General features: G+C 65.0%; 28 protein-coding genes and 1 pseudogene. 8 read left to right on the plus strand and 21 right to left on the minus strand.

From position 1 onward, the window contains the following. Positions 1 to 61: 61 nt before the first annotated feature. Positions 62 to 268, plus strand: coding sequence for a hypothetical protein (locus tag FJ490_RS14355; protein ID WP_140728459.1), 207 nt, complete (start codon positions 62 to 64; stop codon positions 266 to 268). Between the two features lie 47 nt (positions 269 to 315). Here FJ490_RS14355 and FJ490_RS14360 read toward each other — a convergent pair whose 3' ends face one another. Further along, entirely contained in the window at positions 316 to 1,380 is a 1,065-nt protein-coding gene (locus tag FJ490_RS14360) for a PAS domain S-box protein (RefSeq protein WP_140499996.1), read from the minus strand. Between the two features lie 282 nt (positions 1,381 to 1,662). Further along, positions 1,663 to 1,908, minus strand: a complete 246-nt coding sequence (locus tag FJ490_RS14365) for a hypothetical protein (protein WP_140499998.1) — start codon at positions 1,906 to 1,908, stop codon at positions 1,663 to 1,665. Between the two features lie 257 nt (positions 1,909 to 2,165). Here FJ490_RS14365 and FJ490_RS14370 point away from each other — a divergent pair, with 257 nt between their 5' ends. Together FJ490_RS14370 and FJ490_RS14375 are read left to right on the plus strand one after the other, a co-directional pair. Next, positions 2,166 to 2,456 (plus strand): hypothetical protein, encoded by a 291-nt coding sequence (locus FJ490_RS14370; protein ID WP_224519116.1) that lies wholly within the window; start codon positions 2,166 to 2,168, stop codon positions 2,454 to 2,456. Between the two features lie 147 nt (positions 2,457 to 2,603). Further along, complete coding sequence (locus tag FJ490_RS14375) at positions 2,604 to 3,611, plus strand: aldo/keto reductase (RefSeq protein WP_140500000.1); 1,008 nt, start codon at positions 2,604 to 2,606, stop codon at positions 3,609 to 3,611. Between the two features lie 72 nt (positions 3,612 to 3,683). Here the strand turns inward: FJ490_RS14375 and FJ490_RS14380 are convergent, their stop codons facing one another. From FJ490_RS14380 to FJ490_RS14415, 8 genes are all read right to left on the minus strand, one after another. Beyond that, positions 3,684 to 4,835 (minus strand): GNAT family N-acetyltransferase, encoded by a 1,152-nt coding sequence (locus FJ490_RS14380; protein ID WP_140728458.1) that lies wholly within the window; start codon positions 4,833 to 4,835, stop codon positions 3,684 to 3,686. Next, positions 4,832 to 5,824 (minus strand): sterol desaturase family protein, encoded by a 993-nt coding sequence (locus FJ490_RS14385; protein ID WP_140500004.1) that lies wholly within the window; start codon positions 5,822 to 5,824, stop codon positions 4,832 to 4,834. The genes FJ490_RS14380 and FJ490_RS14385 overlap by 4 nt, the downstream gene beginning before the upstream one ends. Before the next feature lie 326 nt (positions 5,825 to 6,150). Then, positions 6,151 to 6,915 (minus strand): slipin family protein, encoded by a 765-nt coding sequence (locus FJ490_RS14390; RefSeq protein ID WP_140623014.1) that lies wholly within the window; start codon positions 6,913 to 6,915, stop codon positions 6,151 to 6,153. Next, positions 6,912 to 8,285 (minus strand): nodulation protein NfeD, encoded by a 1,374-nt coding sequence (locus tag FJ490_RS14395; protein WP_140728457.1) that lies wholly within the window; start codon positions 8,283 to 8,285, stop codon positions 6,912 to 6,914. The genes FJ490_RS14390 and FJ490_RS14395 overlap by 4 nt, the downstream gene beginning before the upstream one ends. A 190-nt stretch (positions 8,286 to 8,475) precedes the next feature. Further along, complete coding sequence (locus tag FJ490_RS14400; RefSeq protein ID WP_140500009.1) at positions 8,476 to 8,835, minus strand: SPW repeat protein; 360 nt, start codon at positions 8,833 to 8,835, stop codon at positions 8,476 to 8,478. A 207-nt stretch (positions 8,836 to 9,042) separates the two neighbouring features. Further along, a complete protein-coding gene (locus tag FJ490_RS14405; RefSeq protein WP_140500011.1) occupies positions 9,043 to 9,465 on the minus strand; it encodes a VOC family protein in 423 nt (140 codons plus the stop codon). A 73-nt stretch (positions 9,466 to 9,538) separates the two neighbouring features. Then, complete coding sequence (locus tag FJ490_RS14410; protein WP_140515992.1) at positions 9,539 to 10,624, minus strand: D-alanine--D-alanine ligase family protein; 1,086 nt, start codon at positions 10,622 to 10,624, stop codon at positions 9,539 to 9,541. A 35-nt stretch (positions 10,625 to 10,659) separates the two neighbouring features. Further along, positions 10,660 to 11,277: a C39 family peptidase gene (locus FJ490_RS14415; protein ID WP_140728456.1), complete on the minus strand. Its 618-nt coding sequence runs from the start codon at positions 11,275 to 11,277 to the stop codon at positions 10,660 to 10,662. Positions 11,278 to 11,495: 218 nt separating this feature from the next. Here FJ490_RS14415 and FJ490_RS14420 point away from each other — a divergent pair, with 218 nt between their 5' ends. After that, positions 11,496 to 11,966, plus strand: coding sequence for a nucleoside deaminase (locus FJ490_RS14420; protein WP_140582381.1), 471 nt, complete (start codon positions 11,496 to 11,498; stop codon positions 11,964 to 11,966). A gap of 131 nt (positions 11,967 to 12,097) precedes the next feature. Here FJ490_RS14420 and FJ490_RS14425 read toward each other — a convergent pair whose 3' ends face one another. The 6 genes and pseudogenes from FJ490_RS14425 to FJ490_RS14450 form a co-directional block, all read right to left on the minus strand. Further along, positions 12,098 to 12,646 (minus strand): YbhB/YbcL family Raf kinase inhibitor-like protein, encoded by a 549-nt coding sequence (locus FJ490_RS14425; RefSeq protein WP_140642872.1) that lies wholly within the window; start codon positions 12,644 to 12,646, stop codon positions 12,098 to 12,100. 134 nt (positions 12,647 to 12,780) lie between these two features. Beyond that, positions 12,781 to 13,572, minus strand: a complete 792-nt coding sequence (locus tag FJ490_RS14430) for a hypothetical protein (protein ID WP_140728455.1) — start codon at positions 13,570 to 13,572, stop codon at positions 12,781 to 12,783. Between the two features lie 115 nt (positions 13,573 to 13,687). Next, positions 13,688 to 13,852, minus strand: a pseudogene (locus FJ490_RS14435) (PLP-dependent aminotransferase family protein); the annotation flags it as partial. A gap of 11 nt (positions 13,853 to 13,863) precedes the next feature. Next, positions 13,864 to 14,244 (minus strand): ester cyclase, encoded by a 381-nt coding sequence (locus tag FJ490_RS14440; protein ID WP_140670981.1) that lies wholly within the window; start codon positions 14,242 to 14,244, stop codon positions 13,864 to 13,866. A gap of 110 nt (positions 14,245 to 14,354) precedes the next feature. Beyond that, positions 14,355 to 15,554 (minus strand): PLP-dependent aminotransferase family protein, encoded by a 1,200-nt coding sequence (locus FJ490_RS14445; RefSeq protein ID WP_181165279.1) that lies wholly within the window; start codon positions 15,552 to 15,554, stop codon positions 14,355 to 14,357. Positions 15,555 to 15,702: 148 nt separating this feature from the next. After that, positions 15,703 to 16,155: a GNAT family N-acetyltransferase gene (locus FJ490_RS14450; RefSeq protein ID WP_140500024.1), complete on the minus strand. Its 453-nt coding sequence runs from the start codon at positions 16,153 to 16,155 to the stop codon at positions 15,703 to 15,705. Positions 16,156 to 16,391: 236 nt separating this feature from the next. Between FJ490_RS14450 and FJ490_RS14455 the strand changes: the two genes are divergently transcribed. Continuing rightward, the gene (locus tag FJ490_RS14455; protein ID WP_140663723.1) at positions 16,392 to 17,039 is read left to right on the plus strand and encodes a DUF922 domain-containing protein; all 648 of its coding nucleotides are present in this window, start codon (positions 16,392 to 16,394) and stop codon (positions 17,037 to 17,039) included. 16 nt (positions 17,040 to 17,055) lie between these two features. On the opposite strand, the gene FJ490_RS14460 is transcribed toward FJ490_RS14455, so the two are convergent. From FJ490_RS14460 to FJ490_RS14470, 3 genes are all read right to left on the minus strand, one after another. Continuing rightward, positions 17,056 to 18,114, minus strand: a complete 1,059-nt coding sequence (locus FJ490_RS14460; RefSeq protein WP_140728453.1) for a Gfo/Idh/MocA family oxidoreductase — start codon at positions 18,112 to 18,114, stop codon at positions 17,056 to 17,058. A 94-nt stretch (positions 18,115 to 18,208) separates the two neighbouring features. Further along, on the minus strand, positions 18,209 to 18,913 hold the full coding sequence (locus FJ490_RS14465) for an SDR family oxidoreductase (RefSeq protein ID WP_140516008.1): 705 nt from the start codon (positions 18,911 to 18,913) through the stop codon (positions 18,209 to 18,211). 121 nt (positions 18,914 to 19,034) lie between these two features. Next, complete coding sequence (locus FJ490_RS14470; protein WP_140516014.1) at positions 19,035 to 19,652, minus strand: XRE family transcriptional regulator; 618 nt, start codon at positions 19,650 to 19,652, stop codon at positions 19,035 to 19,037. A 131-nt stretch (positions 19,653 to 19,783) separates the two neighbouring features. Between FJ490_RS14470 and FJ490_RS14475 the strand changes: the two genes are divergently transcribed. The 3 genes from FJ490_RS14475 to FJ490_RS14485 all read left to right on the plus strand — a co-directional run bounded on the left by FJ490_RS14475 (position 19,784) and on the right by FJ490_RS14485 (position 23,879). Further along, positions 19,784 to 20,917, plus strand: coding sequence for an FAD-binding oxidoreductase (locus FJ490_RS14475; RefSeq protein ID WP_140728452.1), 1,134 nt, complete (start codon positions 19,784 to 19,786; stop codon positions 20,915 to 20,917). Between the two features lie 50 nt (positions 20,918 to 20,967). Then, complete coding sequence (locus FJ490_RS14480) at positions 20,968 to 22,572, plus strand: ABC transporter substrate-binding protein (protein ID WP_140728451.1); 1,605 nt, start codon at positions 20,968 to 20,970, stop codon at positions 22,570 to 22,572. A 185-nt stretch (positions 22,573 to 22,757) separates the two neighbouring features. Then, complete coding sequence (locus FJ490_RS14485; protein WP_140516020.1) at positions 22,758 to 23,879, plus strand: serine hydrolase domain-containing protein; 1,122 nt, start codon at positions 22,758 to 22,760, stop codon at positions 23,877 to 23,879. On the opposite strand, the gene FJ490_RS14490 is transcribed toward FJ490_RS14485, so the two are convergent. Both FJ490_RS14490 and FJ490_RS14495 read right to left on the minus strand, forming a co-directional pair. Continuing rightward, a complete protein-coding gene (locus tag FJ490_RS14490) occupies positions 23,842 to 24,396 on the minus strand; it encodes a cytochrome b (RefSeq protein ID WP_140500038.1) in 555 nt (184 codons plus the stop codon). The two genes, FJ490_RS14485 and FJ490_RS14490, sit on opposite strands and share 38 nt — an antisense overlap. A 148-nt stretch (positions 24,397 to 24,544) precedes the next feature. Continuing rightward, positions 24,545 to 25,264 (minus strand): 3-keto-5-aminohexanoate cleavage protein, encoded by a 720-nt coding sequence (locus FJ490_RS14495; protein ID WP_140516022.1) that lies wholly within the window; start codon positions 25,262 to 25,264, stop codon positions 24,545 to 24,547. Positions 25,265 to 25,355: the final 91 nt, after the last annotated feature.

Genomic DNA, 25,355 nt, shown 5'->3' on the forward strand with positions numbered 1-25,355 from the left:
GCCTGAAACCATTCCGAGGGGCCGGCGTTGACGCGTGGGGTGGCCGCCACAGGAGATGCCCATGACCGTCACCTGCCGCGTATCCATCGACAACCGGCCTCAATCGATCGAGGCCGTTTTCCAGGCCGTGCCCCGGATCGGCGAGAGCGTTTCGCTGTCCGTCGACGGAAACGCCCAGGACCTGCGCGTTTCGCGTGTCGTGCATGTGCCCGACGGCTCGCTCGAAGGAGCTGCGATCATCGTCGAGGTGACGGCCAACATCCTCTAGCCCCCTGAATCCGCAAATGCGGCGCGCCTTGGCCACGGCGGCGGCTTTCAGATGCCTAAGCCGATCGTCTGGCCGGCGTCTTCCATAGGGTGCTGCGGCACGATGATCGACGCCAGCGGCGCGTTCAGCGTCCATCTGAAATAGCCGGGCGAGCGCTCGATCACGGCGGACCCGCCGAGCGACTGCGGCGCCACCCTTTGCAGGACAACGGTGCCGAACCCCTTGCGCGTGGTGTCGTCGCGCTCGTCGCCGCCGCTATAGGGGGGCGACCGCTCCTCCCAGACAAGTTGGAATTCGCGTTCGGCCAGAGCGTCGTCGCTCATGCTCCAGGTCACCTCGACCCGGCCGGAATCGCTGGCGAGCGCTCCATACTTGGACGAATTGGTGCCGAGCTCGTGGAAAGCCATGCCGAGATTCTGCACCGCATTCGACTGCAAGGTCAGCAGCGGTCCCGAAAGCAGTATCTGCTCCTCGCGGCCGAACGGTTTGAGATGTTCCTGGACCAGGTCGAACAGGCTGGCTCCCGCCCAGTTCGAGGTGACCAGCAGATCGTGCGAGCGTGACAGCGCCATGATGCGGGCGCGGATCATCTCCTCGAACTCGCGCGGGTCCTGCGAGCGCTTGCTGGTTTCCCTGACCATCGACAGGATCACCGCAAACTGGTTCTTGACGCGATGGTTGACCTCGCGCATCAGCATCTTGATCCGGCGCTCGTTCTCCCTGCTGGCGCTGATGTCGCGGGCGATCTTCGAGGCGCCGACGATCTCGCCGCTGGCGTTCCTGATCGGCGACACCGTCAGCGAAACGGCAATGAAGGTGCCGTCCTTGCGCTTTCGCGTCGTCTCGTAGCTCGCGAGGCGTTCGCCGCGGCGGACCTTGGCGATGATCTCGGTTTCCTCGTTCTTGAGGTGGTCGGGGATGAGCATCAGGATCGACTGCCCCAACGCTTCCTCCGCGCTGTAGCCGAACATGCGTTCGGCCGCCTGGTTCCAGCTTTTGATGATGCTGTTCAGGTCCTTGCTGATGATGGCGTCGAAGGAGGAATCGACGATCGCCGCCAGCTGCGCATCGGCCGTTGCGTCCTGTTTTTCACCGCTTGCTATGTCAGCCATTGCCCCGCCAGGTGTCAGCCTATAGCCACTAGATAACGCGTGCGCCGGACAAGGCAATCACCTTGAAGCGGCCTGCTGCTTCAACTTCATCGAAATCGCCTCGCCGGCTGGAGTGATCGAGGGGAAGGTCGTTCCGCAGATCAGGGCGGCCGGCATCGGAGACGCCAGCGACCATACAAAATGGTTTTCGAGCACCAGGACAGAGCGGACATTCAAGTCCATGGGCACCGGAAGCGCGGAACCCGTCCTTGCGGGCCGGCATCACCTGAATGTCACCGCGCCTCAGTCAGAATGGCCGTCGCCCACATTGCCGTTGCCGCCCGGGGTGGACAGCAGTCCGAAGTCCTGGGACTTGACGCCCTGCTCCGCCGCCAGGAATCCGTCCGAGGCGAGGCCACGCCGCAAGAGCTCCCTGACCGCGGCCGAGCGGCTCGGCATGCGCTTGTCGAAGCGCCAGTTCTCCAATGCCGCCAGTTCATCGGCGGTCAGCATGACCTGCAAGCGTTCAGGACGTTCCAGTTCAGTCACGGCACTTCCTCGCAAAACCCAATACGCGAATGAGTATCTGTCTCATTCCACTAATAATTAGGATAGGAATCCTAACACGTCAAGGTCGGCAAATACGCGACCTCCCCATCCTGCTCATGATGACTATAAAGCGTCGGGTGCGCCTTTGCGTAACCATGCTAACTAACTGATATATATCGACTATTTTCATATTTTCGCTTGCCAGACGCCGATGCGAGGCGCATGCTACAAAGGCAAAACCAGTCCAGGAGGTTTCGATGCGGTATGACTACTCGACGCGGTTGCGCGATGACGTTCAATCCGCGGTCACGACGGCTTTCAGGACGTACGGCATCGTCAACATCACCGCGGTGGCCGAACGGATCAGGCTCAGGAACCTCGACGAAAACGTTGCTCTCGAGGACGTCGAGCACCTGGTCCTGGCGGCCGCCCAACTGCTTGGAGCCGCCATCGAATTCGAGGGCCTGACCATGATCGACCGCTTGCCGGACGCTCATGTCAACGGCCGCCCCGGCGGACCGGCCCCTGCCCTGAAGCGCCTCGTCTGAACAGATTTGAGGCGACGCGCTAAGTCATTTCGGGCGACCTGCATCAGGGCTCCGGTGGCCGGGCGAGCCCGCTGGACGCCGCCTACCTGTGGAAATTAAGCGCGCGCGCTATATGGTGTTTGAATTCCCCCCTCTGGAGAACACGCCATAACGCTCGACACACGCAAGCTCGGCAGCCAGGGGCTGCGGGTCTCGGCCATCGGCCTCGGCTGCATGGGCATGAGCCAGTCCTACGGCCCGGCCGACGAAGCCGAATCCATCGCCACGCTGCACCGCGCCATCGAACTCGGCTGCACCTTCCTCGACACCGCCGAGGTGTATGGCCCTTACGCCAATGAGGCGCTGCTCGGCCGCGCCTTGAAGGGCAAGCGCGACCAGGTGACCATCGCCACCAAATTCGGCTTTCGCATCGAAAATGGCCGGCAGGTCGGCACCGAACGCGACAGCAGGCCGCAAACCATCAGGGCGGCGGTTGAAGGGTCGTTGAAGCGGCTCGCCACCGACCATATCGACCTTCTCTACCAGCACCGTGTCGATCCAGCCGTGCCGGCCGAGGATGTCGCCGGCACGGTCGGCGAACTGGTCAAACAGGGCAAGGTCCGCTTCTTCGGCCTGTCGGAGGCGGGAGCCGCGAACATCCAGCGGGCGCACGCCGTGTTTCCAGTCTCGGCGCTGCAGAGCGAGTACTCGCTGTGGGAGCGCAATCTCGAGCCGGAAATCATTCCCCTGCTGCGGCAAACCGGCATCGGCCTGGTGCCGTTCTCACCGCTCGGCCGCGGCTTCCTGACCGGCGGCGCCAAGCGCGCCGAGGACTATCCGGAAGGCGATTACCGCCGCGGCGACCCGCGCTACCAGGGTGCGAACTATGACGCCAATGTCGAGGCCGCCGCAAAGGTCCGCGACATCGCCGCCGCCAAAGGCGTCAAGCCAGGGCAGATCGCGCTGGCCTGGCTCCTGGAGAAGGGCAACGTCTTCGGTGTCGACATCGTGCCGATCCCCGGCACCAAGCGGATCAAATATCTGGAAGAAAATGTCGCCGCTGCGTCGCTGAAACTGGAGGCCGCCGAGATGGCGGCGCTCGACGACGCGCTGGCCCCGGGGAAGGTCTCCGGCCCGCGCTACGGCGACCGCACCATGATGATGATCGACCGATAGGCTGCCGGTTCGGGCAGGTCCGTCCTGCCAGCAGCGTCAAACCTCGGTTCGCACGTCGCCGGTGAATCGGGCCTATTCCACCGGTGCCGGCTTTTGCCGAGGATCAGGCCGCAACCGCTGGTGCAGCTCCCTGCCGGCGTGCAGGGTCCGGTCCGCCAGCGCGGCGAGTGTTCCGCGCAAGGTCCTTGTTCCCAGCACCGAATCCAGCGTCACCGACTGGGTCGCGAAGCGCCGCTTGAAGTCCTCGCCGCCGCACAGGAAGTCGACCATCGTCAGCCCTCTGTCGATCGACCACTGGATGTAGTCCATCATCAGCACCATGCCGGGAGACGCCCGTTCGACATCCGGATCGTAGGTCGTGACGAAGGCCATCATCGTGTTGCGCTGGACGAAATTGATCGAGACCGCCACCACCATCCCGGCGCATTCCAGCACGAAGACATGCAGGAGCCCTTCCCTGGCCAGCACCGCGACCAGCGCGGCCAGGGCCGGCGAACCCTCATCGAACAGGTTGGATTCGTGTCCGCGCGCGGCGAGCCATTTGCGCTTGAACTCGGCGAGCCTGTCGAGGACGGGCTGCATCGGCTCGTCCGGCGACATGAGGCGGAACCGCACTTCGCCGCCTTCCTCGAGGAATTTGCGGCCACGGCGATAATTCTGGCGCATCTTCTTCGTTTGTTCCCCGAACCAGTCCGCGCCCGTACGCCATGGCCCGGCGACCCGGAAGCTGGTTTCGCTGCGGCGGTTCGGGCGCAGCGCCATCTTGGGCGCCGAAGCGGGAGCAAGCAGCGTGCGCATCGCGGCGTCCGGCAGCAGGCGGTTCAGATAGACGAGATCGAAGCCGCCCGCGGCCGAAATTTCCTGCCATAGCGCCGCGACCGCCGCCGGATCGCAGTCCGGCGCGACCAGCACGTCGCCATAGTCGCTGTGGTCCTTGGCAGCCCATTCCAGGACGTTGACGCCCTTGCGCCGCACCGTCGCCAGCGGGATGACGGCGTCGATCCGGTCACCGTTCCAGACGAGGCCGATCCTGAGACCACGCAGCTCCCGGTCCGGGGCCGTCTGCCACCACGCCGTGACCCAGGCGTGGCTTTGAAAGATCAGCCCCTCCGCCCGGCGCCACAGCTCCGTCCAGGCCGGCCCGACCGACGCGAGGCGCTCCTCGGAGGTGACGATCTCCAAAGCGCCGGCCTTCGGGCCCTCGATCGCGGCGTGAGCGTTCATGGCTGCGGGCTCCGTGTCGGCTCGGACGAAGCGCGGCGGCGAAACCGCCGGGCGATGTGCCCCCACATCTTCTTGAGCGGCAGCACGTAAAGCCCCGACAGGGATTGATAGTCGCGCGCGCCGCGTTCCATCAATCCGAACCTGAAATCCTCATCGGGCTTGGGCACGCACAACGTTCCGAATAGCCGGTCCCAGAACGAGAACAGCAAGCCGAAATTCTTGTCGTAGTGCCTTGGATCGACGCTGTGGTGCAGTTGGTGCCAATGCGGGCACAGCACGATGTTGTTGAGCGGCCCGAACGATATCTTGAAATGGGTGTGCCTGACGAAATCCATCATCAGGATATTGCGCATGACGTAGACGTTGACGCCGAAGATCGTCACTTCGACGAGGTTAAGCGACAAAAGGGTCCAGATGCCGAAGCAGATCCCGGGTATGACGCCGTCCCAGGCGCGGTTCATGAGCTCGTCGAGCGGATGAACCCTATCCTTGGTGATCCCGACCATCACCTCCGCCGAGTGATGCACCTTGTGCAGTTCCCACAGGAACGGGAAGCGGTGCTGGGCCACATGGTACAGGTAATAGGATATGTCGTAGGCGATCAGCATCGTCACCGTGAAGATGACGATCGTCACCGCTCCCGGCGGTCCCGGCAGCAGCGGCGGCTCGATCTGGAGGAGTGCCGCCAGCGTCCGATTCGTCGCGTAACCGACGGCGACGACGAAGGTCACGCCCGCGGGCAGCATCAGGAAGGGCATAATCGCCTTGCGGGTGATCCAGAAAAGCAGGTCCGCCCGCGCCGAGGGATGCGTGACGATCTCGTTGGGAAAGACGAAATCGAAGAATTCCCTGAAGCTCTTGCGCTCCGCCGTCCGCCAATAGGCGATCAGGGCGCTGCCCAGCGCGGTCAGCAGCAAGAGGCCGGCCGCAAGCAGGCTGGAGCCGGACAACTTGTCCAGGATCCTTTCGATGATGCCGGCAATCGACATGGGCCCACTCATTTATGCAACCGAAGCTTGACTTGCAGGAGGCGATTGACCTGACTGGCCGGGCAAGCCGCCACGCCGTCAGGGCTCTCGATCATTTCGCCGTCACCCTAGTCGAGAATCCATAGCGAAAGCTTAAGCTAATTAAAAACAATGAATCCGCTAAAAAGCCCGCTATATATTGCCGAATTCTGAATAAAACTCCTAAAATTGACAGCAAAGGACCGGCAGCGCTTGGCGTGGAGATCGCAACTTCGGGGAATCGCCGGGTGATCGTGCCGGTCCCGAGCTCGCCGGCCCGCGGCCGGGCTGCCAAACCCCTCCCAAGCTTATTTCCCGGCGCCCGGCTGCTTGTTGAAAATCGTGAGCAGGTCCATCGGCAGCGGAAACACCACGGTCGACGAGCGCTCGCCGGCGATGTCGTGCAGCGCCTCGAAATAGCGCAGTTGCATGGCCTGTGGCTCCTGCGCCAGCATCTTGCCGGCCTCGACCAGCTTTGCCGCCGCCTGCTGCTCGCCATCGGCGTTGATCACCTTCGCGCGCCGCAGCCTTTCAGCCTCGGCCTGCTTGGCGATGGCGCGGACCATGTTCTCGTTGAGGTCGACATGCTTGATCTCGACATTGGACACCTTGATGCCCCATGCGTCGGTCCGCTGGTCCAGGATCTCCTGGATGTCGCTGTTCAACTTGTCGCGCTCGGCCAGCATCTCGTCGAGTTCGTGCTTGCCGAGAACCGAGCGCAACGTGGTCTGCGCGAGCTGGTTTGTCGCGGCCATGAAGTCCTCGACCTGGATGACGGCCCGCTCGGCGTCGACGATGCGGAAATACAGCACCGCGTTCACCTTCACCGAGACGTTGTCGCGCGAGATCACGTCCTGCGGCGGCACGTCCTGGACCACCACGCGCAGGTCGACCCGCACCATCTGCTGGACGAAGGGGACGAGGAGGATGAGGCCGGGGCCCTTCACCCCGGTGAAGCGGCCGAGCGTGAAGACCACGCCGCGCTCATATTCCCGCAGGATGCGAATGGCGGCGGACAGGAAGATCAGCACGATGAGGGCGAGCACCAGATAGGCGACGTAACCGATGATCATTGCCTTGCTCCATTGTTCCTGCGCCGGACCGTCAGCACGAGATCCCTGACGTCGGCCACCTCGACGCTGTCGCCGGGGGCGAGCGGTTCATCGGCTTTCGCCCGCCAGCGCTCGCCCTGCGCGAGCACATGGCCTTCGCTACCCGACCAGTCGAGAATCCTGGCCGGCAGCCCGTGCATGGCCTGCGCGCCGACACGCGGCAGGCTCCTGCGCGCCCTCCACAGATAGCTGCCGGCCAGCAGCGCCAGGCCAAGCGTCAGCGCCGCGGCGGTGCCGATGAGCGCCCACGACATCTCGAAGCCCGGGCCCTCGACCTTGAGCAGCATGGCGGCGCCGAGCAGGAAGGCTGCCACGCCTCCAAGCCCGAGCACCACGGTCGGGTTGAAGGCCTCGATGACGAGGAAGGCGATGCCAAGCAGCATCAGGGCGAGGCCGGTATAGCTGATCGGCAGCAGATTGAGGGCATAGAGCCCGAGCAGCAGGCAGATGGTCCCGATCACGCCGGGCGCCACGGCGCCTGGGCTGGTGAACTCGAAGACGAGGCCGTAGACGCCGGCCAGCATCAGGACGACGGCGATGTTGGGATCGGTGATGACGGCGAGAAGCCGGATCAGCCAGCCGGGATCGAGCGTCTCGACCGCCACGCCCTTGGTCGCCAGCACCTGTTGCTTGCCGGCCACCTCGACCGTGCGGCCGTCGGCAAGCTGGAGCAGTTCGGCGGTGTTGCGGGCGACGAGGTCGACTACATGTGCCTGAAGTGCCGCATTGGCGGAAAGGCTGGCTGCCTCGCGCACCGCCTTTTCGCCCCAGTCGGCATTGCGGCCGCGCAGTTCGGCGAGCGAACGGATCAAGGCGACCGCGTCGTTCGTCACCTTTGTCATCATCGGGTCGCCGGCCGGAGGCCCGGTGGCGTTCTTCTGGTCGCCCTTGTCCTTCTCGTCGCCACCGGGAAGGGACGGCAACCCGCCAAGCTCGACCGGCGTGGCGGCGCCCAGATTGGTGCCGGGCGCCATCGCCGCGACATGGGTGGCATAAAGGATATAGGTTCCGGCACTTGCCGCATGCGCGCCGGCGGGCGCGACATAGCCGATGACGGGAACCGGCGAGGCAAGGATATCGGCGATCATTTCGCGCATCGAGGTGACCAGCCCGCCCGGCGTGTCGATCTCGAGGACAACGGCTTCGGCGTGCCGCTCGGCGGCTTTGGCCAGCGCTTCGTTGAGCTGCCTGGCGCTCGCCGGGCCGATGGCGCCGTCGATCACGACGCGCAACGCGACCTTCTCCGTAGCCTCCGCGGTCACGGAAGAGTGACTGGCGGCCGCGGCGGCCATGAAGGCCGCTGCCAGAACCGCCATCCGCGCGAGGGTCACGCTCAAAACTCCCTGAATTACGCAGGATATGCTGTGCAGGATATGGCGTTCGGTCCGTCGAGATCCATGGCCTGGCCTCAGATTGCAAGCCGGCGACCCTGCCCTTCGCAGCCGGCGGCAAACGCAATGGGCAGACGTTCAAAGCCGGAAGGGGCCCCGCTCGCGCGCCGGCCCCGTCCTTGGTCAGCGGTCACGCATGTGCGTGCGGGTGACGGACGTCCCAGACGGCCCAACCCGATACGGCAACCACCAGCACGCCGAGAATGACGTGGGTGGCCATCGCATTCGTGTTCGCCATGAATTTGAGCAGCCAGGGCGACACGATCAGCCAGAGCCCGAGAACGACACCTACCCATTCCTCCCACTCGGCGAAGGCGGCAAGCGCCGCCACGGCCACCGCGCCCAGCACGACGCCGACAATCCAGGCGTTCCATGCGGGAGCGGTTTCAGCAGCGAAGCCGATTATCCAGGGTGAGATGAACAGGCAGACGGCAAGGACCAGATTGAGCCAGTCCTGGCCTTTCTTTCCTTCCATGAGTGTATTTGCCATGACAACCTCCATAGATGAAGCTTGGCCAAAGCGTTGTATTCGCGTGCAAACGCACGCTTAATGGTTGATGTAACTATGCCTCACATGGCCTTCAAGGCCCGCCCCGCGTGGGGTCGCCTTGGCATCGATCGAGTTCCTCCACCCGATTGGGATCAAGCCGGGACGGGCCACATCAAGGCAAAACCACCCGCCTCTTGTCGGCGCATTCTAGAACGTGATCTTCACCGAGGCGGCACTGCGGTTGGCCGCCCCGTGATGCACCGCTTCGATGTTGTTGCCGTCCGGGTCGAGAAGGAAAGCGGCGTAGTAGCCGGGGTGGTACCGGCGTTCACCCGGCCCACCATTGTCCCTGCCGCCGCCGTCCAGCCCGGCCTTATAGAACGCATCGACCATGGCGCGGTCTTTCGCCTGGAATGCCAGGTGATGGCGACCGGTCAACTCTCCCCGAGCCGCGCGGCTGTCGGCGGTTGAAATGAAAAGCTCGTCGGCCCAGAAATAATCGGCGGCGCTGCCGCCGATCGGAATATCGAGCACTCGAAATACTGCTTCGTAAAAGCGGCGGCTGGCGGCGATGTCCCTGACCACCAGTTGGATATGATCGATGAGCCGGCCGCGATGCAGTTCTTCCATGCAAGCTCTCCTCTCGCCAAGGGCTCGAATCTAACTAGCTTCGCGTGATCCGCCGTCAATGCCGCGCCGAACGTCAGGACTTTCGCGCGGCATGCCGCGCCAGTGCGTGCTCGATCAGCACGTCGATGACCTGGCTGTAGCCGATGCCGATCGCCGCCAGCGCCTTGGCATACATCGAGATGTCGGTGAAGCCGGGCAGCGTGTTGACCTCGTTGACCAGCAGCGAGCCGTCAGCCCGCAGGAAGAAGTCGACGCGGGCCATCGCCTCGCAGCCGAGCGCCTGGAAAGCCCGCGCGGCCATCTCCCTTGCCTTGTCGGCGACGGCGGCCGGGACATCGGCGGGCACGTTCACCACGGCGCCGTCGGCGTCGAGATATTTGGCTTCATAGGTGTAGAAGCCGTGCTTGCCGGCCGGGATGATCTCGCCGGGCAGCGATACGGTCAGCGTTCCGTCGGCCCGCTCCAGCACCGAGCATTCGATCTCGCGGCCGTCGACGAACTCTTCGATCAGGACCTTGCCGTCGTAGCGGAAAGCCGTCTCGACGGCCCGTTCGAAGCCGTCCCGGTCGTTCACCTTGCTGACGCCGAACGACGAGCCCTGGCGCGCCGGCTTGGCGAAGAAAGGCAGGCCGAGCGCGCCGGCGATCTCCTGGAACGGCCCGACATCGTTTCGATGCACGGTGACGGAACGGGCAACCGGCAGCCCGGCCTCGCGCAGCAGCCGCTTGGCGACATCCTTGTCCATGGCGGCGGCCGAGGCGAGAATGCCGCAGCCGACATAGGCGACGTCGGCGACCTCGGCATAGCCCTGCACCGAGCCGTCCTCGCCGAAAGGACCGTGCAGCACGGGAAAGACGACGTCGACCGGCGGCAGGTCGGGCTGTGCTCCGCCGCCCCGTGCGGCCACCAGCCTGCCTCTGCCACCGGGCAACAATGCGACCTCCACGCCGTCCTCAGACACCGGTGCCCCGGCTCTGTCGTCGCCAGCCTCGGAGGATGGTTGCAGCAGCCATCTTCCGTCCCTGGAAATGGCGATCGGGACCACCTCGTAAAGCGTCCGGTCGATGGCCTTCAGCACATTGGCGGCCGAAAGGCGCGATACGTCATGCTCGGCCGAACGTCCGCCATAGAGGACGGCGACCCTAATCTTGTTCTTCATTGAAAAGCCTTGTCCTTCATCGAAATCCCACAAGATCAAATGCTGACGGCAATGCCGCGATTGGCAAAGAAGCGATCGAAATCGGCGGCCGCCAACACTGCGTTCGCCTGTGTGGCGCCGGTATGGCCGGACGGATTGTGAAAGCGAAAACCTTCATCCGATGCCGACATGACCAGCACCAGATGGCCGCCCTTGGACGGCGGCTCGCGTTCGGGCCAGCGGATCGAACTGCTGACCGAGGCGATGAAGAAGCGCGACTGCCCGAGGATCGCCGGAATATCCGATGTAGCGACACTGGTCATCACCTTCGCTTCCAGGCCGAATTCCGCCTTCACGAACCTGACAAAGGGGGCGTAGATCAGGCCCTTGATCGATCGTTCGGTGACGACATAACCGCCATATCCGGTGCAGCGCCTGGCCAGTTCGATGGTCGGCACGATCTGGCCGCGCGTCGCCAGGATCATCTTGAGGCACGCCATGCCGCAGACATTGGCGGCCCACAGCGCGTATTCGTCGAGTGTGCGCGCGCCCGAGTTCTCCCACAGCGGATCGCGCCGCAGCGCCACCTCGGCGCCATCGGCAAGGACGGCCAAAGTCATATCGGGCGTCTCCCACTGGCTGAAAAACGGCACGGTTCCAGGCGGTGGGCTCATCAATTCCTCAAACAGATCATTTCAATTTCGTATACAGGGATACGAGAGCGGAGAACAGTGCTTCAAACCTCATTCGCCTGATCAGGCGATGGCCCGCGCTCGGGTTTTGCCCGCCGGGCGAAGCTTGCCAATGCCCGCCGATCGGCGCACTCTCAGCCCTACGAAGCCGGTCGCCGGGTGTCGGTTCCTCTCCTCGCCCGTCGTGTTAGGATTGCGCAATGACCCGCGACCAGATGCTCGCCCACCTCCATGCCGCCGACGCCGTCGCTCGCGAGGCGGCCGTGCACGGCCATCATCCGTTCGGCTGCGTGCTGGTCGGGCCGGACGATCGCGTGCTTATGCGCCAGGGAAATCTCGACACGGTGCGCCATGCCGAGACGGAGCTCGCCCGGCGCGCCGCGGCTGCCTACGAGCCGGATTTCCTCTGGTCCTGCACGCTGGTCTCGACCGGCGAACCCTGTGCGATGTGCGCCGGAACGCTCTACTGGGCCAATATCGGCCGCCTGGTCTACGGCTTCGAGGAGACGAAGCTCCTGGCGCTCACCGGCGATCACGCCGAGAATCCGACGATGAGCCTGCCCTCGCGTACAGTCCTCGCCTCGGGCCAGAAGAAGATCGAGGTCTTTGGCCCTTTCCCCGAGATCGAGGACGAGCTGATCGCGCCGCACCGCGATTTCTGGACGCGCTGACGCGCCGGCCGAAGCGCGCGCGAAGCGCCAGATGGCCACCGGAACGGAATTCAAACGATCTCTTGGAACGTGTTTGCCAACAGCGCCGTCAATGCGCTGGTGGCCAGGGCGATTGCCTGAACCGGTCTTGCCTACCGCCCATAGGTGTACGTCACGCTCGCCTCGCCGAGCGCCTGGCTCTTCGCGGCCACTGCCACCATTTCCGGAGAGGGATTTTCCGGCGCGCGCAGCTTCGGCGCGCCGAGCGCATAGAGCGTGAAGACATAGTGATGCGTGCCGCTGCCGGGCGGCGGGCATGGCCCGAAATAGCCTGCGCGGCCGATGCCGCCCTTGCCGAGCACCGTACCCTTGGGCAAGCCCTTGCCGCGCTTCGAGCCCGCCCCTTCGGCCAAGCCCTTCGCGCTTGCCGGGATGTTCCAGGCCAGCCAGTGCCAGAAACCCTTGCCGCCGCCGGCGTCGGGGTCGAACATGGTGAGCGCGTAGCTCTTGGTGCCGACCGGCGGGTCCTTCCATCTCAAAGCGATCGATACGCTTTGCCCGCTGCAGCCGCCGGCCTTGTCGCCGAGATATTTTTCGGCCCATTTGCCGTTGGAAACCGACGGGCTTGAAATCTCGAAAGCCGCCGCCTGATTGGCGAGGCCGAACAGCACCAGCACGGCGAAACCGAGGCGCAAGCTCATGGCTTCCTCCACTTCCAGCCAAGATGCCGACAAGTTTAGCCGAAAAGCGGCCCGAAATTAGGCAATTTGGCGCGAAACTGCTGGTGGGAGCCGCGGGAATTGCTGGTCCCTGCAACAAAAGCTGCCGGACGGCGCTATTCCGCCGCGCTGCATTCTTCGGTCGGCTCAGCCGGACCGATCGCCGAGATCCAGAGCCGGTCGATGTCGGCTAGCTGCGCGCGGTCGATTTCGTCGAGATGGTTCCAGTACATGCCATCCTCGTAGAAATAGCCGAGCTCGCGCTCGATTTGCTCGGCCACTTCGACCCTATGCTGATGGATGCCCGCACGCGCATCCATCTTCATGCCGGCGAGGCGCTCGGGGGACAGTAACCGCAATTCCTCGAAGGACAGCCTTGGGAAGACCAGGCGGCTTTGCGGCAGGTCCGACAGGTTGATGCAGAGTGTGCCGCGTCGCAGCGCATGAATGAGCAGGCGGGCGGATTTGGCCTCGAGGCTCTGCAGCGTGACATCGTCGCGCAGCGGGTCGGCGCGGCCGACGCCGTAGAAATGGGTGTCGCCGGCCGTGTCGTAGATCATGTCGCAGCCGAGGAAGGCGAGCACGTCCGGCCTCTGGCTGTGGACGGCCCAATAGGCCGCCGTCAGCGACATGGTGGCGCCGGCATAGACGAAGCCGCCGAAAGTATTCTGGGCCGGCACGTAATGCGCGGCGCTGAAGATCTCGGCCTGCCGCAGCGGTTCCAGAGGCGGCATCCGGTCGGACGGGAAATCGCCGGCATGCACCAGCACGTCCCAGTCGGGGCGCACGCGCCAGGCATTGTTGATGGCGACGATGCTGGCGAAGGTCTCCTTCGGCCAGGCGGCGCAGCGCACGACATCGGGCGCGCTGCCGAGAAGCAGCGTCACTCTGGGCGTTGCGGAGACCATGACATCCTCATTCGACCGGCAAAGGCACGCCCGCATTTACCGCACGCCTTGCCAGGCGCACAAGGGCTGCCGACAAGCCGGCCTGACGCCCCGGGGGCAGGAATCCGGTCGGTTGCTAGTTCCTCAGCAGCTTGGCCAATCTGGGAATGCCTTCGGTCACAGTGCGGCGGTCGGCCAAGGTGAAGGACAGCCGCAGCGTGTTGCGCCCGGTGTCATCGGCGAAGAAGGCGCTGCCGGGCACGAAGGCGACACGCGTTTCCTTCACCGAGCACGCCAGGAGAGGTTCGTGGTTCAAAGCTGGGCTTCGATGGCGGCCTTGTCGATGATGGACCACACGAGCCGGATCTTCGGGCCGCGAAACTCATAGAAGACGTTCTCGGCGAAGGACACTTTCCTGCCGTTTACCGCAAGCCCGAGGAAATTCCCCCTGGGCGTGCAGTCGAACATCAGCCGGCTCGCGACATGAGGCGGATCGCAGACCAGCAGCCGGATATCGAAACGAAGATCCGGAATGTCGTCGAAATCCTTCTCCAGCATCGCGCGGTAGCCGGAGAGACCGATCCGCCTGCCATTGTGGGACACGTCATCGTCGACGAACTGCCCGAGGTTCGGCCAGTCCTGCCGGTTGAGGCAGGCAATGTAGTCGCGGTAGATACCGGAAAGGTCGGTCATGGCGCATGAACCCGCGTTCGTGGACACAAGGCTATTTTGCACCCGCAACAAGTCAGGGCAACCCGGGTTTGTTCGCCGCTGGGGCGATGCACCGTCGTCTGGCCGGCGCCTTAAGCCTTGAGCAGCGCCGCCAGCCGCGGGATGCCCTCGGTCACCGCGCGGCGGTCGGCCAAGGTGAAGGACAGCCGCAGCGTGTTGCGCCCGGTGCCATCGGCGAAGAAGGCGCTGCCGGGCACGAAGGCGACGCGCGCTTCCTTCACCGAGCGCGCCAGGAGCGCGGTGGCGTCAGCGCCTTCCGGCAGCGTCACCCAGACGAACATGCCGCCTTCCGGGCGGCTCCAGGTCACGCCTTCCGGCATGTTGGCCGCGAGCGCGCCGAGCAGGCCGTCGCGGCGTTCGCGATAGGCGCCGATCAGCTTTTCGACCTGGGCCTCGAACACCGCTTCGGCCGCCCGGTGCATCACCATCTGGTTGATCGACGGGCTGTGCAGGTCGGAAGCCTGCTTCATCAGCACCAGCTTTTCCACGACATGGCGCGGCGCGCAGACCCAGCCGACGCGCATGCCCGGCGACAGGATTTTCGAGAACGAGCCGCAATAGAGCGTGCGCGCCTTGTCGATGCCGCCGGAGCGCGCGCAGTCGAGCGCCAGGATCGGCGGCACGCCCTCGCCATCATAGCGCAGCGCCCGGTAGGCGGCGTCCTCGACGATTGCGATGTCGAGCTCGCCGGCAAGGTCGAGCACCGCCTCGCGCTGCTGCCTGTCCAGCGTGTTGCCGGTCGGGTTGGCGAAATCCGGCACCAGATAGGCGAACTTGACCCGGCCGCCATTCGCCGCCGCCGCCGCGCGATAGGCATCCGGCGTCATGTTACCGCCTTCCGGCCGCAGCCGGTCGTAGCGCGGTTCATAGGCGTTGAAGGCTTGCAGCGCGCCGAGATAGGTCGGCCACGTCACCAGTGCGGTGTCGCCGGGCGACAACAGCAGCTTGCCGATATAATCGAGCGCCTGCTGCGAGCCCGAAGTGATGAAGATGTTGGCTTCCTCGCAGGCGACGCCGAGCTTGCCCATCTGCCCGGCGATCCATCGCCGCAGCGGCAGATAGCCCTCGCTCACCTGGTACTGAAGCGCGGCCCCCGCCTCGCCGCCGCCGAGCACGTCGGCATAGGCGTCGCGGATCGCCTCGGCCGGAAACAGCGCCGGATCGGGAATGCCGCCTGCGAAGGAGATGATGTCCGGCTGGTCGAGCAGCTTCAGCAGCTCGCGGATTTCCGAGGCCTTCATGCGCGACGAGCGCGACGCCAACAGGTTCATAAGGGTCAAGCACGCCTCCCCGGACGCATCGAATATAGGTCAACTTAGCTGACCTATATCTGGTCTCGCCGCAAATTGAATAGGGCCTGCTAGCCTTCCCGCATGCGCCAGCCGCCCGCCTTAGCGGAAAGCGACGGCCCCGCCTGCGCTACAAGGTCTTCTTGTAGCCGAGATGGGTGCCGGTGAAGCCGAGGCTTTCATAGAAGCGGTGCGCGTCCGCTCTGGTCTTGTCGGTGGTGAGCTGGACGAGGCCGCAACCGCGCGCCCGGCATTGATCAACAGCCCATTCGATCATCAGCCTGCCTATGCCTTCGGAACGGCGGTGCCCGGCGACCCGCACCGCCTCGATCTGACCGCGCCAGGCGCCCTTCCGCGACAGCCCGGCAAGGAAGCTGATCTGCAAGGTGCCGACCACGTCGGCGCCATCGACCGCCACCGCCAGCAACTGGTTGGGGTCGGCATCGATGGCGTTGAAGGCATCGACATAGCCCTGCGCCAGCGGCAGCGAGGCATCCTCTCTGGCCGCGCCAAGCGGATCGTCCGCCAGCATGGCCACGAGGGCAGGCAGGTCGGAGGCCAGGGCCTTGCGGAAGGTGATCATGAGCACGACTTACGGCGACGCGCCGGCGCCGGCAAGGCCGTTGGTTTGGAAGCCTCACCCTATCTTCGTCATCCTAGGGTCTGCGCCGCGTCGCTTCGCTCCTTGCTCCGCCCTAGGATGACGAACCGAGGGAACTTCTTCAACCCCATACCCATCCTGGTCTTGCCGCACGGCGCCAGCGCCTCCCTCCAACACATTTGCAGCACCCGCCGGCAGCATATAGGAAAAGCCACAAGATGGCATTGGCGTCGGCGCCGGTCCTGGTTTCGCGGAGAGCGGTGTTGAGAGCGTGTGTTCGTCTGTGCCTGTCGCTGGTCGCGGTGCTCGCCTTGCCGCTTGCCGCCCATGCACAATGGAAGCCGGTCGAGACGATCGAGCCCTACGCCATTTCAGGCCGGACCGGACAGGAGCTCTACCGGTCGATCGGCGAGAACGGACCGCTGATCCGCGGCGCCAAAACGCGCACCATCGCCTACACCAATTTCAAGCTGACCTGGACCAGGGACTACCAGAACAAGGGCGGCGATTGCGTCCTGGCATCGGCCAGGCCGAAGCTGATCATCACCTATGCCTTGCCGAAGCCGTCAGGCTCCCTGCCGCCGGCCGTGCAGAAGAGCTGGGACAGCTTCATCGCCGGCGTCGCCGCCCATGAGAAAGTGCATGGCGCCGATATCATCGCCATGGTGCGCAAGATCGAGGCGGCGACCGTCGGCCTCAGCGTTGCCGACGATCCCAAATGCGCCAAGATCCGGACCGAGATGACCAGGCGCCTCTCCGAATTGTCGCAGGCGCAGCGGCGGGCAAGCCGCGATTTCGACCGCGTCGAATTCGGCAATGGCGGCAATTTGCAAAAACTGGTTTTTGGCCTCGTGACCGGTCCCTGAGAGGAAGGCGCCACCCTCACCGCGTCTGCGCGCTCGCCGCGAGCTCCGCCCGCTTCTCGTCCGACACCACGGCCAGATCCAGCACCTTCTGCAGTTCGGCGGCGTGGCGGAAGGACGGTTCGGCCTGCACGCCGGTCCGCACCGCGTCGGCGAAACGCCGGTAGTTGGTCGCCACCGTGCCGGCGTCGAGCTCTTCCCATATCCCGTCGTCGACATTTTCGCCGAGGCAAGCCTTGAGCGACGAGCCGTCGAGATTGTGCACCACTTCGAGACCGCCTCGATCGCCATAGATGCGCAGGCGCAATTCGTTGAGATGGCCGGTCGCCCAGCGGCTGGCATGCACCACGCCGAAGGCGCCGTTGGAGAAATCCACCGTCATGGCGAAACTGTCATTGGCGTCGAGCCCGTAGTCGCCGATGCGGTTGCCCGGCGCCTTGTCGAAGGAACGCAGCCGGCAGAACACATGATCGATGCCGAGGGCCGCGCCATAGCTGGCGAAATCGAGGATGTGGATGCCGACATCGCCAAGCACGCCGTTGGAGCCGTGGCCGCGCGACAGCCGCCAGAGCCATTTCGGGTCGCTGCGCCAGTCGCCCCAGAATTTCGACACCAGCCAGCTCTGCAGATAGGACGCCTCGACATGCCGGACCGTGCCGACCTCACCGGCCTGCACCATCCGGCGGGCCTTCTGCAACGCCGCCACATTGCGGTAGGTGAGGTTCACCATGTTGACGATGCCGGCTTTCTCGGCGGCCTCGGCCATCTCGATCGCCTTGCCGAAATTCTCGGCCAGCGGCTTCTCGCACAGCACCGGTTTGCCGGCGGCGATCAGCTGCATGGTGGTCGGGTGGTGGATGCGGTCCGGCGTGACATTGGCCACGGCGTCGAAAGCGCCCCATTTGAGCGCCTCGTCCAGCGCGGTGAAGCGGTTGGGGATGTTGAAGCCGTCGGCGAATTCGCCGACGCGCGCCGGATCGAGGTCGACGGCCCCGACAATGTCGACGCCATCGATGGCGCTGAATTGCCGTGCATGTTCCTGCGCCATCCAGCCGGTGCCAAGTATCAGAAGCCGCATTTTTCCTCCTTGGTGCGAGATGTCGTCGCGCCAGGCGGGATGCCGGACCCCCTCCGCGGCGCGCGTCGGACAGGCCTCCCCTCCCGGACCCGCCTCAAATAGCGCGAATGATCCCGCCGTCGACGCGGATGTTCTGGCCGGTGATGTAGCCAGCGCCGTCCGAAGCCAGGAAGGCGATGGTCGCGGCGATCTCCTCCGACGTGCCGTAGCGCTGCATCGGCACCGAGTCGCGGCGTTCTTCCGTCGCCGGCAGGCTGTCGATCCAGCCGGGCAGCACGTTGTTCATGCGCACATTGTCCGCTGCATAGGTGTTGGCGAAGATCTTGGTGTAGGCGGCGAGGCCGGCGCGGAACACGGCCGAGGTCGGGAACATCGGGCTCGGCTCCACCACCCAGGCGGTCGAGATGTTGATGATGGCGCCGGCCTTCTGCTTGACCATCTGCGGCGCCACGATGCGCACCGGCCGGATGACGTTGAGCAGGTAGACGTCCATGCCGGCGTGCCACTGTTCGTCCGTGATCTCCAGGATCGGCGCGCGCGGCCCGTGGCCGCCGCTGTTGACCAGAACGTCGATGCGGCCATAGCGCTCCAGCGTCAGGTCCGCGAGGCGCCGCAGATCCTCGTTCGACTGGTTGGAGCCGGTGACGCCGATGCCGCCCAGCTCCTTGGCCAGCGCCTCGCCCTTGCCGGATGAAGACAGGATGGCGACCTTGAACCCGTCCGCCGCCAGCCGCTTCGCAGCCGCCGCCCCCATGCCGCTGCCGCCGGCCACGATGACAGCCACTTTTTCTGAACTCATTGGGTTTTCCTTCTCGGGTTGGCGGGAATTTCGTCTCAGCGGTCATATAGCCGGTTTCGTCGGCCGCTTCGAACCAGAAAGGCTGAACCGACCTGCAGAAAAATGCGACGCGCCAACCGCCCTAGCCTTCCACCGTCTCCAGCACGCTGAGCAGCGTGCCTTCCATGTCGGGCTCGTCGCCGGAGCAGACGCACAGCATTTCGGCGTCGCCGTCGCCCACAGAGAGGTAGGCGTGGCCCATGGTGGAATCGATATAGACGCTCTCGCCCTGTTTCAGCCGCACCGGCGCGTACTGGTCGGTGTGCAGCTCGATCTCGCCCTTGAGCACGATCAAAAATTCCTCGCCGGCATGTTTCGTCAGCGGCCCGAACTCCTCGGGCGTGCGGGCGCGCGCATAGGCGTGGATCGGCACCATGCGCTTGCGCACCAGGTCGGTGGCCAGGTACCGGTAGTCGTAATTGCGGGTCAGTTGGCGCAGTGTGTTGGACGGTGACGTCACGGAGCGGCGGGTGCGCGCCGCCGGCTGCTTGCGGTCGCCGCTGAGCAGTTCCGTTACATGGATGCCGAGCCCTTCGCAGATCTGCAGCAGCTTGTCGTAACTCAGCGACATCTGGTCGTTCTCGACCTTGGACAGCGTCGACACCGCGACACCGGTGAGCCTGCTCACCTCCTGGAGGGTCCAGCCATGCGTCTTCCTCAAGCCGCGCAGGCAATCACCCAGCTTCGGTTGCTCCGACATATCAGCTCCATGCCGCGGGATCGCGCCGCTCCATCCTAGGTAATTGAACTTCCCGCCGTCATCAACAACGCCAACAATTTTCTTATACGCTAAATATTGACTGGATAAGAAATTATTTTTACGACTGAACGATGCAGTCGAATTCACTCCCGAAAATCGTCGTCATCGGCGGCGGCATTGCCGGCCTCTCGCTTGCCGCCGAGGTGGCGGACTGGGCCGACGTCACCCTCATCGAGCGCGAGAGCCAGCCGGGCTATCATGCCAGCGGCCGCTCGGCCGCCCTGTTCACCGAGACTTATGGCAACCGCCTGGTGCGCGCGCTGACGCTGGCGAGCCGCCGGGCGATCTTCGACGGCGGCTTCGTCGCGCATCAACGTGGCGCGCTGCATGTCGGCCGCGCCGATGACGACGCGGCCGTCGACCGGCTGGCCGGCGAATTGCAGGCCATGGTGCCGAGCGTACGCCGCCTGTCGGCCACTGAGCTGCATGCGCTGGTTCCCGTCATCGATCCGCAAACCACATGCGGCGGTGTCCATGAACCGGGTGCGGTGGACGTCGATACCGGCAAGATGCTTGCGGCCTGCGCTTCGGCACTGAAGGCCAGGGGCGGCATCATGCGCACGAGCGAAGAGGTGCGCGCGATCGCGCGCGCCGGCAATGGCCTGCGCGTCGCCACCAGTGCCGGCGCCTATCCCGCCGACATCGTCGTCAACGCCGCCGGCGCCTGGGTCGATGTCGTGGCCGGCCTGGCGGGGCTCACCGGCCTCGGCTTCCAGCCCAAGCGGCGCACCGCCTTCCTGTTCGACCCGCCCGCGGGCGCCGATATTGCCAGCTGGCCGCTGGTGGTCGATCTGCACGAACAATTCTACTTCAAGCCAGACGCCGGCAGGCTGATCGGCTCGCTGGCCGACGAAACCGATTCCGAGCCTTGCGACGCCTGGCCGGAAGACATTGACGTCGCCATCGCCGTCGACCGCATCGAGCAGGCGACGTCCATGCGCATAGGCCGCCCGTCGACGCCCTGGGCCGGCCTGCGCACCTTCGCGCCAGACCGCACGCCGGTCGCCGGCTTCGACCCGCGCCTGCCCGGCTTCTTCTGGCTCGGCGGCCAGGGCGGCTACGGTTTCCAGGTGTCGCTGACATTGGCGAGGCTCGGCTCGGCGCTGATGCGCGGCCACCCCTTGCCCGACGATGTCACCGCGCTTGGCGTCACCGCCGCGGGGCTGGCGCCAGACCGCTTCCTGGCGCCGGCGGCGACCCCATGAATTTCATGCCCTTCCCTCAACCAGAAAAAGCGTCATCAGGAGCGTTTGCGATGAAATCCACCGTTCTGCGCACAGTGCTTGGCTCGACCCTTCTGGCCTCGTCCGTCCTTCTCGGCGGGCAGGCTCATGCCAAGACGCTCGTCTATTGCTCGGAGGCCAATCCCGAGACCTTCAACCCGGCGATCGGCATCGCCGACTCCACCATGGATGCGGCCGCCAAGACGATCTTCAACCGGCTGGTCGAGTTCAAGCCGGGCACGACCGAAGTCGGACCGGCGCTGGCCGAGAGCTGGGATGTCTCGCCGGACGGCAAGACCTACACATTCCACCTGCGCCAAGGCGTGAAATTCCAGTCGGACGAGCATTTCACGCCGACGCGCGAGTTCAACGCGGACGACGTCCTTTACACGTTCAACCGCCAGCGCGACGCCAACAATCCCTACCACAAGCTCGGCGGCGGCTCTTACGAATACTTCAACGCGCTGGGCATGGGCACGCTGATCGACAAAATAGACAAGGTCGACGATTACACCGTGCGCTTCACGCTGACGGCCCCCAACGTCACCTTCCTGGCCGGGCTGGCGCTCGACTACCTCTCGATCTTGTCGCTGGAGCAGACCGAAAAGATGGTGGCCGCCGGCACGCCGGAGCTAATCGACAGCCAGCCGGTCGGGACCGGCCCGTTCATGCTCGAGGCCTATGTGCCCGACAGCCAGGTGCGCTATGCCGCCAACAAGGATTACTGGCGCGGCGCGCCGAAGATCGACACGCTGGTCTTCGCCGTCACGCCCGAGCCGACCACCCGCGTCGAGCGCCTCAAGGCCAATGAATGCCAGGTGGCGGCCCCGCCTCCGCCCAGTGCCGTCGCCGAATTGCGCGCCGATCCAGACATTACGGTCCTCGACCTCAAGGGCCAGAATATCGGCATCCTCGGCTTCAACGTCGAACATCAGCCGCTGGGCGATGTCCGCGTGCGCACCGCGCTTGCCAAGGCCGTCGATCGCAAGGCAATCGTCGATGCCGTCTATGCCGGCGCCGGCACCGTTGCCGGCAGCGTCGTGCCGCCGGCGCAGCTCGGCGCCGGCACCGTTGCCGGCATCGACTACGATCCCGACGGCGCGAAGAAACTGCTGAAGGAAGCAGGCCACGAAAGCGGTCTCAAGATCAGCCTGTGGGCGATGCCGGTGTCGCGCCCCTACAACCCCAACGCCAAGCGCATGGCCGAGATGATCCAGGCCGACTGGGCGAAGGTCGGCGTGCAGTCCGAGATCGTCAGCTTCGAATGGGGCGAATATCTCAAGCGCACCGCAGCGGGCGAGCAGGACGCTTTCCTGCTCGGCGGCAGCAGCGACAATGGCGATCCCGACAACATGCTGAGCTATCTCCTGTCCTGCGACGGCGTGAAGGGTGGCTCGAACCGGTCGCGCTGGTGCGACAAGGATTTCGAGAAGCTGCTGGATGAAGGCCGCGTCGCCGCCGACCCGAAAGAACGCGCCGCGATCTACGGCAGGGCGCAGGCAATCCTGAAGGCCGAGGTGCCGGTGGCGCCGATCGCCCATTCGCTGGTGGCGATCCCGATCCGCAAGAGCGTGCTCAACTACATCCTCGACCCCTTCGGCCGGCAGAATTTCGCCGCGGTCGATGTGGCTGAGTGAGGGCAGGCGCTCCCTGTCCTTCCCCCCCTTGTGGGGGAAGGTGGATCGGCGCGCAGCGCCGAGACGGATGAGGGGTGTTCCAGCGGAATGAGACGTTGGTGTTCCCTGGAGCACCCCTCATCCGACCTCGCTTCGCGAGGCCACCTTCTCCCACAGGGGGAGAAGGAAAAAAGAAAGCGATATCAATGCCGAAAGACCTGACCTCCCTCCTCAACAGCTACCTCGCCGACGGCGCGGTGGGTGCCTCGCTGGCCTATTCGACAGGCGCCGCGCCAATCGCCCTCACCGCGGGCCTAGCCGATCGCGCACATGGCACATCAGTCACACCGGACCAGTTGTTCAAGATCGGCAGCTGCACCAAGACCTTCGTCGCCGCCGCCCTGGTCAAGCTCGCCGAGACCGGCAAGCTCGAGCTCGGCGCGCCGATCTCCTCCTGGTTCCCGGATCTGCCGGGCGCCGGGAATATTTCGGTGCGCCAGCTGATCAACCATCGCAGCGGCCTGCCGGAATTCGAATATTACATACCGATGGATCCGGGCCGGCAATGGACGCCGCAGCAGCTGGTCGACATCGCCTTCGCCTCCGACAAACAGAAGGCACCGGGCGGACCCGCTGTCTACAACAACACCGGCTATGTGTTGGCCGGCATGGTGATCGAGGCCGTCACCGGCCAGTCGCTCGGCGCCTATGTCAGAAGCGCGGTCCTGCGGCCGCTCGCCCTGGAAAACACCTGGTCGCCAGCCACCGAAGCATTCCCGGAAAGGTCGATGGTGCGCGGCTACTACCACCGGCCGCCGCTGGCGCCGGGCGCACCGACAGACATCGCTTCCGGCGGCGAGATGTGGCGCATGGACGGCGTGCTGCCCTACTCCGACGAATTGCAGGATTCTTCCGATTCCTTCCCATTCGGCGCCGCCTATGGCTGCGGCGACATGGTGTCGACGCCGTCCGACATGGTGAGCTTCATGCGCAGCCTGTTCTCCGGCAAGCTCTTGTCGCCGCCTTTCTTCGCCGAGATGTTCGAACGCCGCGTGCCGGCGAGCTTCCCGGGCACCCGCATGCGCGAGACCGGCGCCGGCATGTTCCAGAGCGCCTATGCCGACCGCGCCTTCTACGGCCATCAGGGCAGCATTCCGGGCTATGTCGCGGTCATGCTGCATGATCCGGCGACCGGTCTTACCATCGCCATGACCAGCAATGTCGGCTCCGGCAACCGCCTGTCCTTCCAGGCCAGCGGCCTGCATCCCGTGGTGGATCAGGCGATCCGGATCATTCTGGAGCAGCCAAGCCGGGCAGCATCTGGCTGAGCACGCGATCTCGCAGAAGAACGTGGTGGAAGACGGCCGCCGCGGCGTGCAGGCCGGCCAGCCACATGAGGATGTCGCCAAGCGTGCCGTGGATTTCCGCCAGCGAAGCGCCGACGTCCCATGGGGCGAAAAGCGGACCGATCGGACCGAAGCCGTACACCGTGACCGGATGGCCGCCAAACCATGCGCCGAGCATGGCGGTCACCGGCACAGCGAACATCAATGCGTAGAGCGCCCAATGTACCGCCTTCGACCCGACATACATCCAGGCGGGCATGGACGGAGCATCGGGAATGCGATCGAACAGCCGCCAGGCCAGGCGGATCACCAGCAGCCAGAAAACCGCGAAGCCGAGCGATTCATGAAGCAGCAGCATCGAGGCCCTGGGCGCTGAATAAACGCGCGTAGGAGGGCCGCCTGCCGAGACCAGGAAGGCGATGAGCACGAGCAGTGCCGTCAACCAGTGGAATGCCTGGGCAAGGCTTCCGTAGCGAGTTGTGGTACCGGACAGTGACATGCAGGAACTCCGCGGCAGTTGCACAAGGCTCCCCGCGCCAGGCCGAATTTGCCTTTATTTAGCTGCGCCTCGAGTGAGAACGATTTATGGCGGAGCAGGTCGGGTCGGCTTGTCGCACCGGCTGCACAGCCAAGGCGCTTGAGACCCTTCAGGTTTTCGACCAAAACACCGCCGCCGTCGCCGCGACGATCTCCGCATTGTCCAGCGCCACCTTTCCATCGGGAAGCGTCCTGCCGTCTTCCAGTCCGACCCGCGTCGACCAGCGCCTTCGACGCGCCAGCTCCACGAACGGCCAGACCGTGGCGTCGGCGCCGTGCAGCAGGATCGGCCGCCGCACCCCGGCGCGGTCCAGCGCGGCGACGATGCCGTGCGCCTCGGCGAGTGCGGCGGGCAATTCCTGTATGTCGATCTCGATCAGGATGCGCAGCACCCGGTCGTGATCGGCAAGACTGACGAACCGCTCGGCATCTTCCGTTGTGGCAAGGCCGGCCTCGATGCCGACGCCGCGCTGGCGCAAAAGCTCCATCACGCCGGGCGCGTCGGCCTCCGAAAGATTGACCGAGGCATAATCTGGCAGTTCGCGCCAGCCGGCGATCGCCGCGCGGGTGCGCTCGACGTCATTCTCGATCCAGGCGCCTGTCGACACGCCGATCGGCGTGCCGGGACAGGCCCGACGCACCGCCAGCACGGTCGCGTCGACGGCGGCCAGGCTCTCGCGCCCGTCCGCGCCACGCGGATGGATGTGCAGCTCGGCTGCGCCCGCGACGACGCAGGCGGCCGCATCGCTCGCCATCGCCTGCGCCGTCAGCGGCAATTTCGGATGAAAATCGCGCGGTCGTGCGCCATTGATGCAGGCCTGGACGATCATGGCTGCCATCCTCGGACAAGGGAGTAGCATTCTAGCCGCGTGGCAAGGCATGGCAAAGGGGTTGGGCGTTGTCTCTCCTGACAGCCACCGC

Source organism: Mesorhizobium sp. B2-5-11 (assembly GCF_006440835.1).
Taxonomy (GTDB): domain Bacteria; phylum Pseudomonadota; class Alphaproteobacteria; order Rhizobiales; family Rhizobiaceae; genus Mesorhizobium.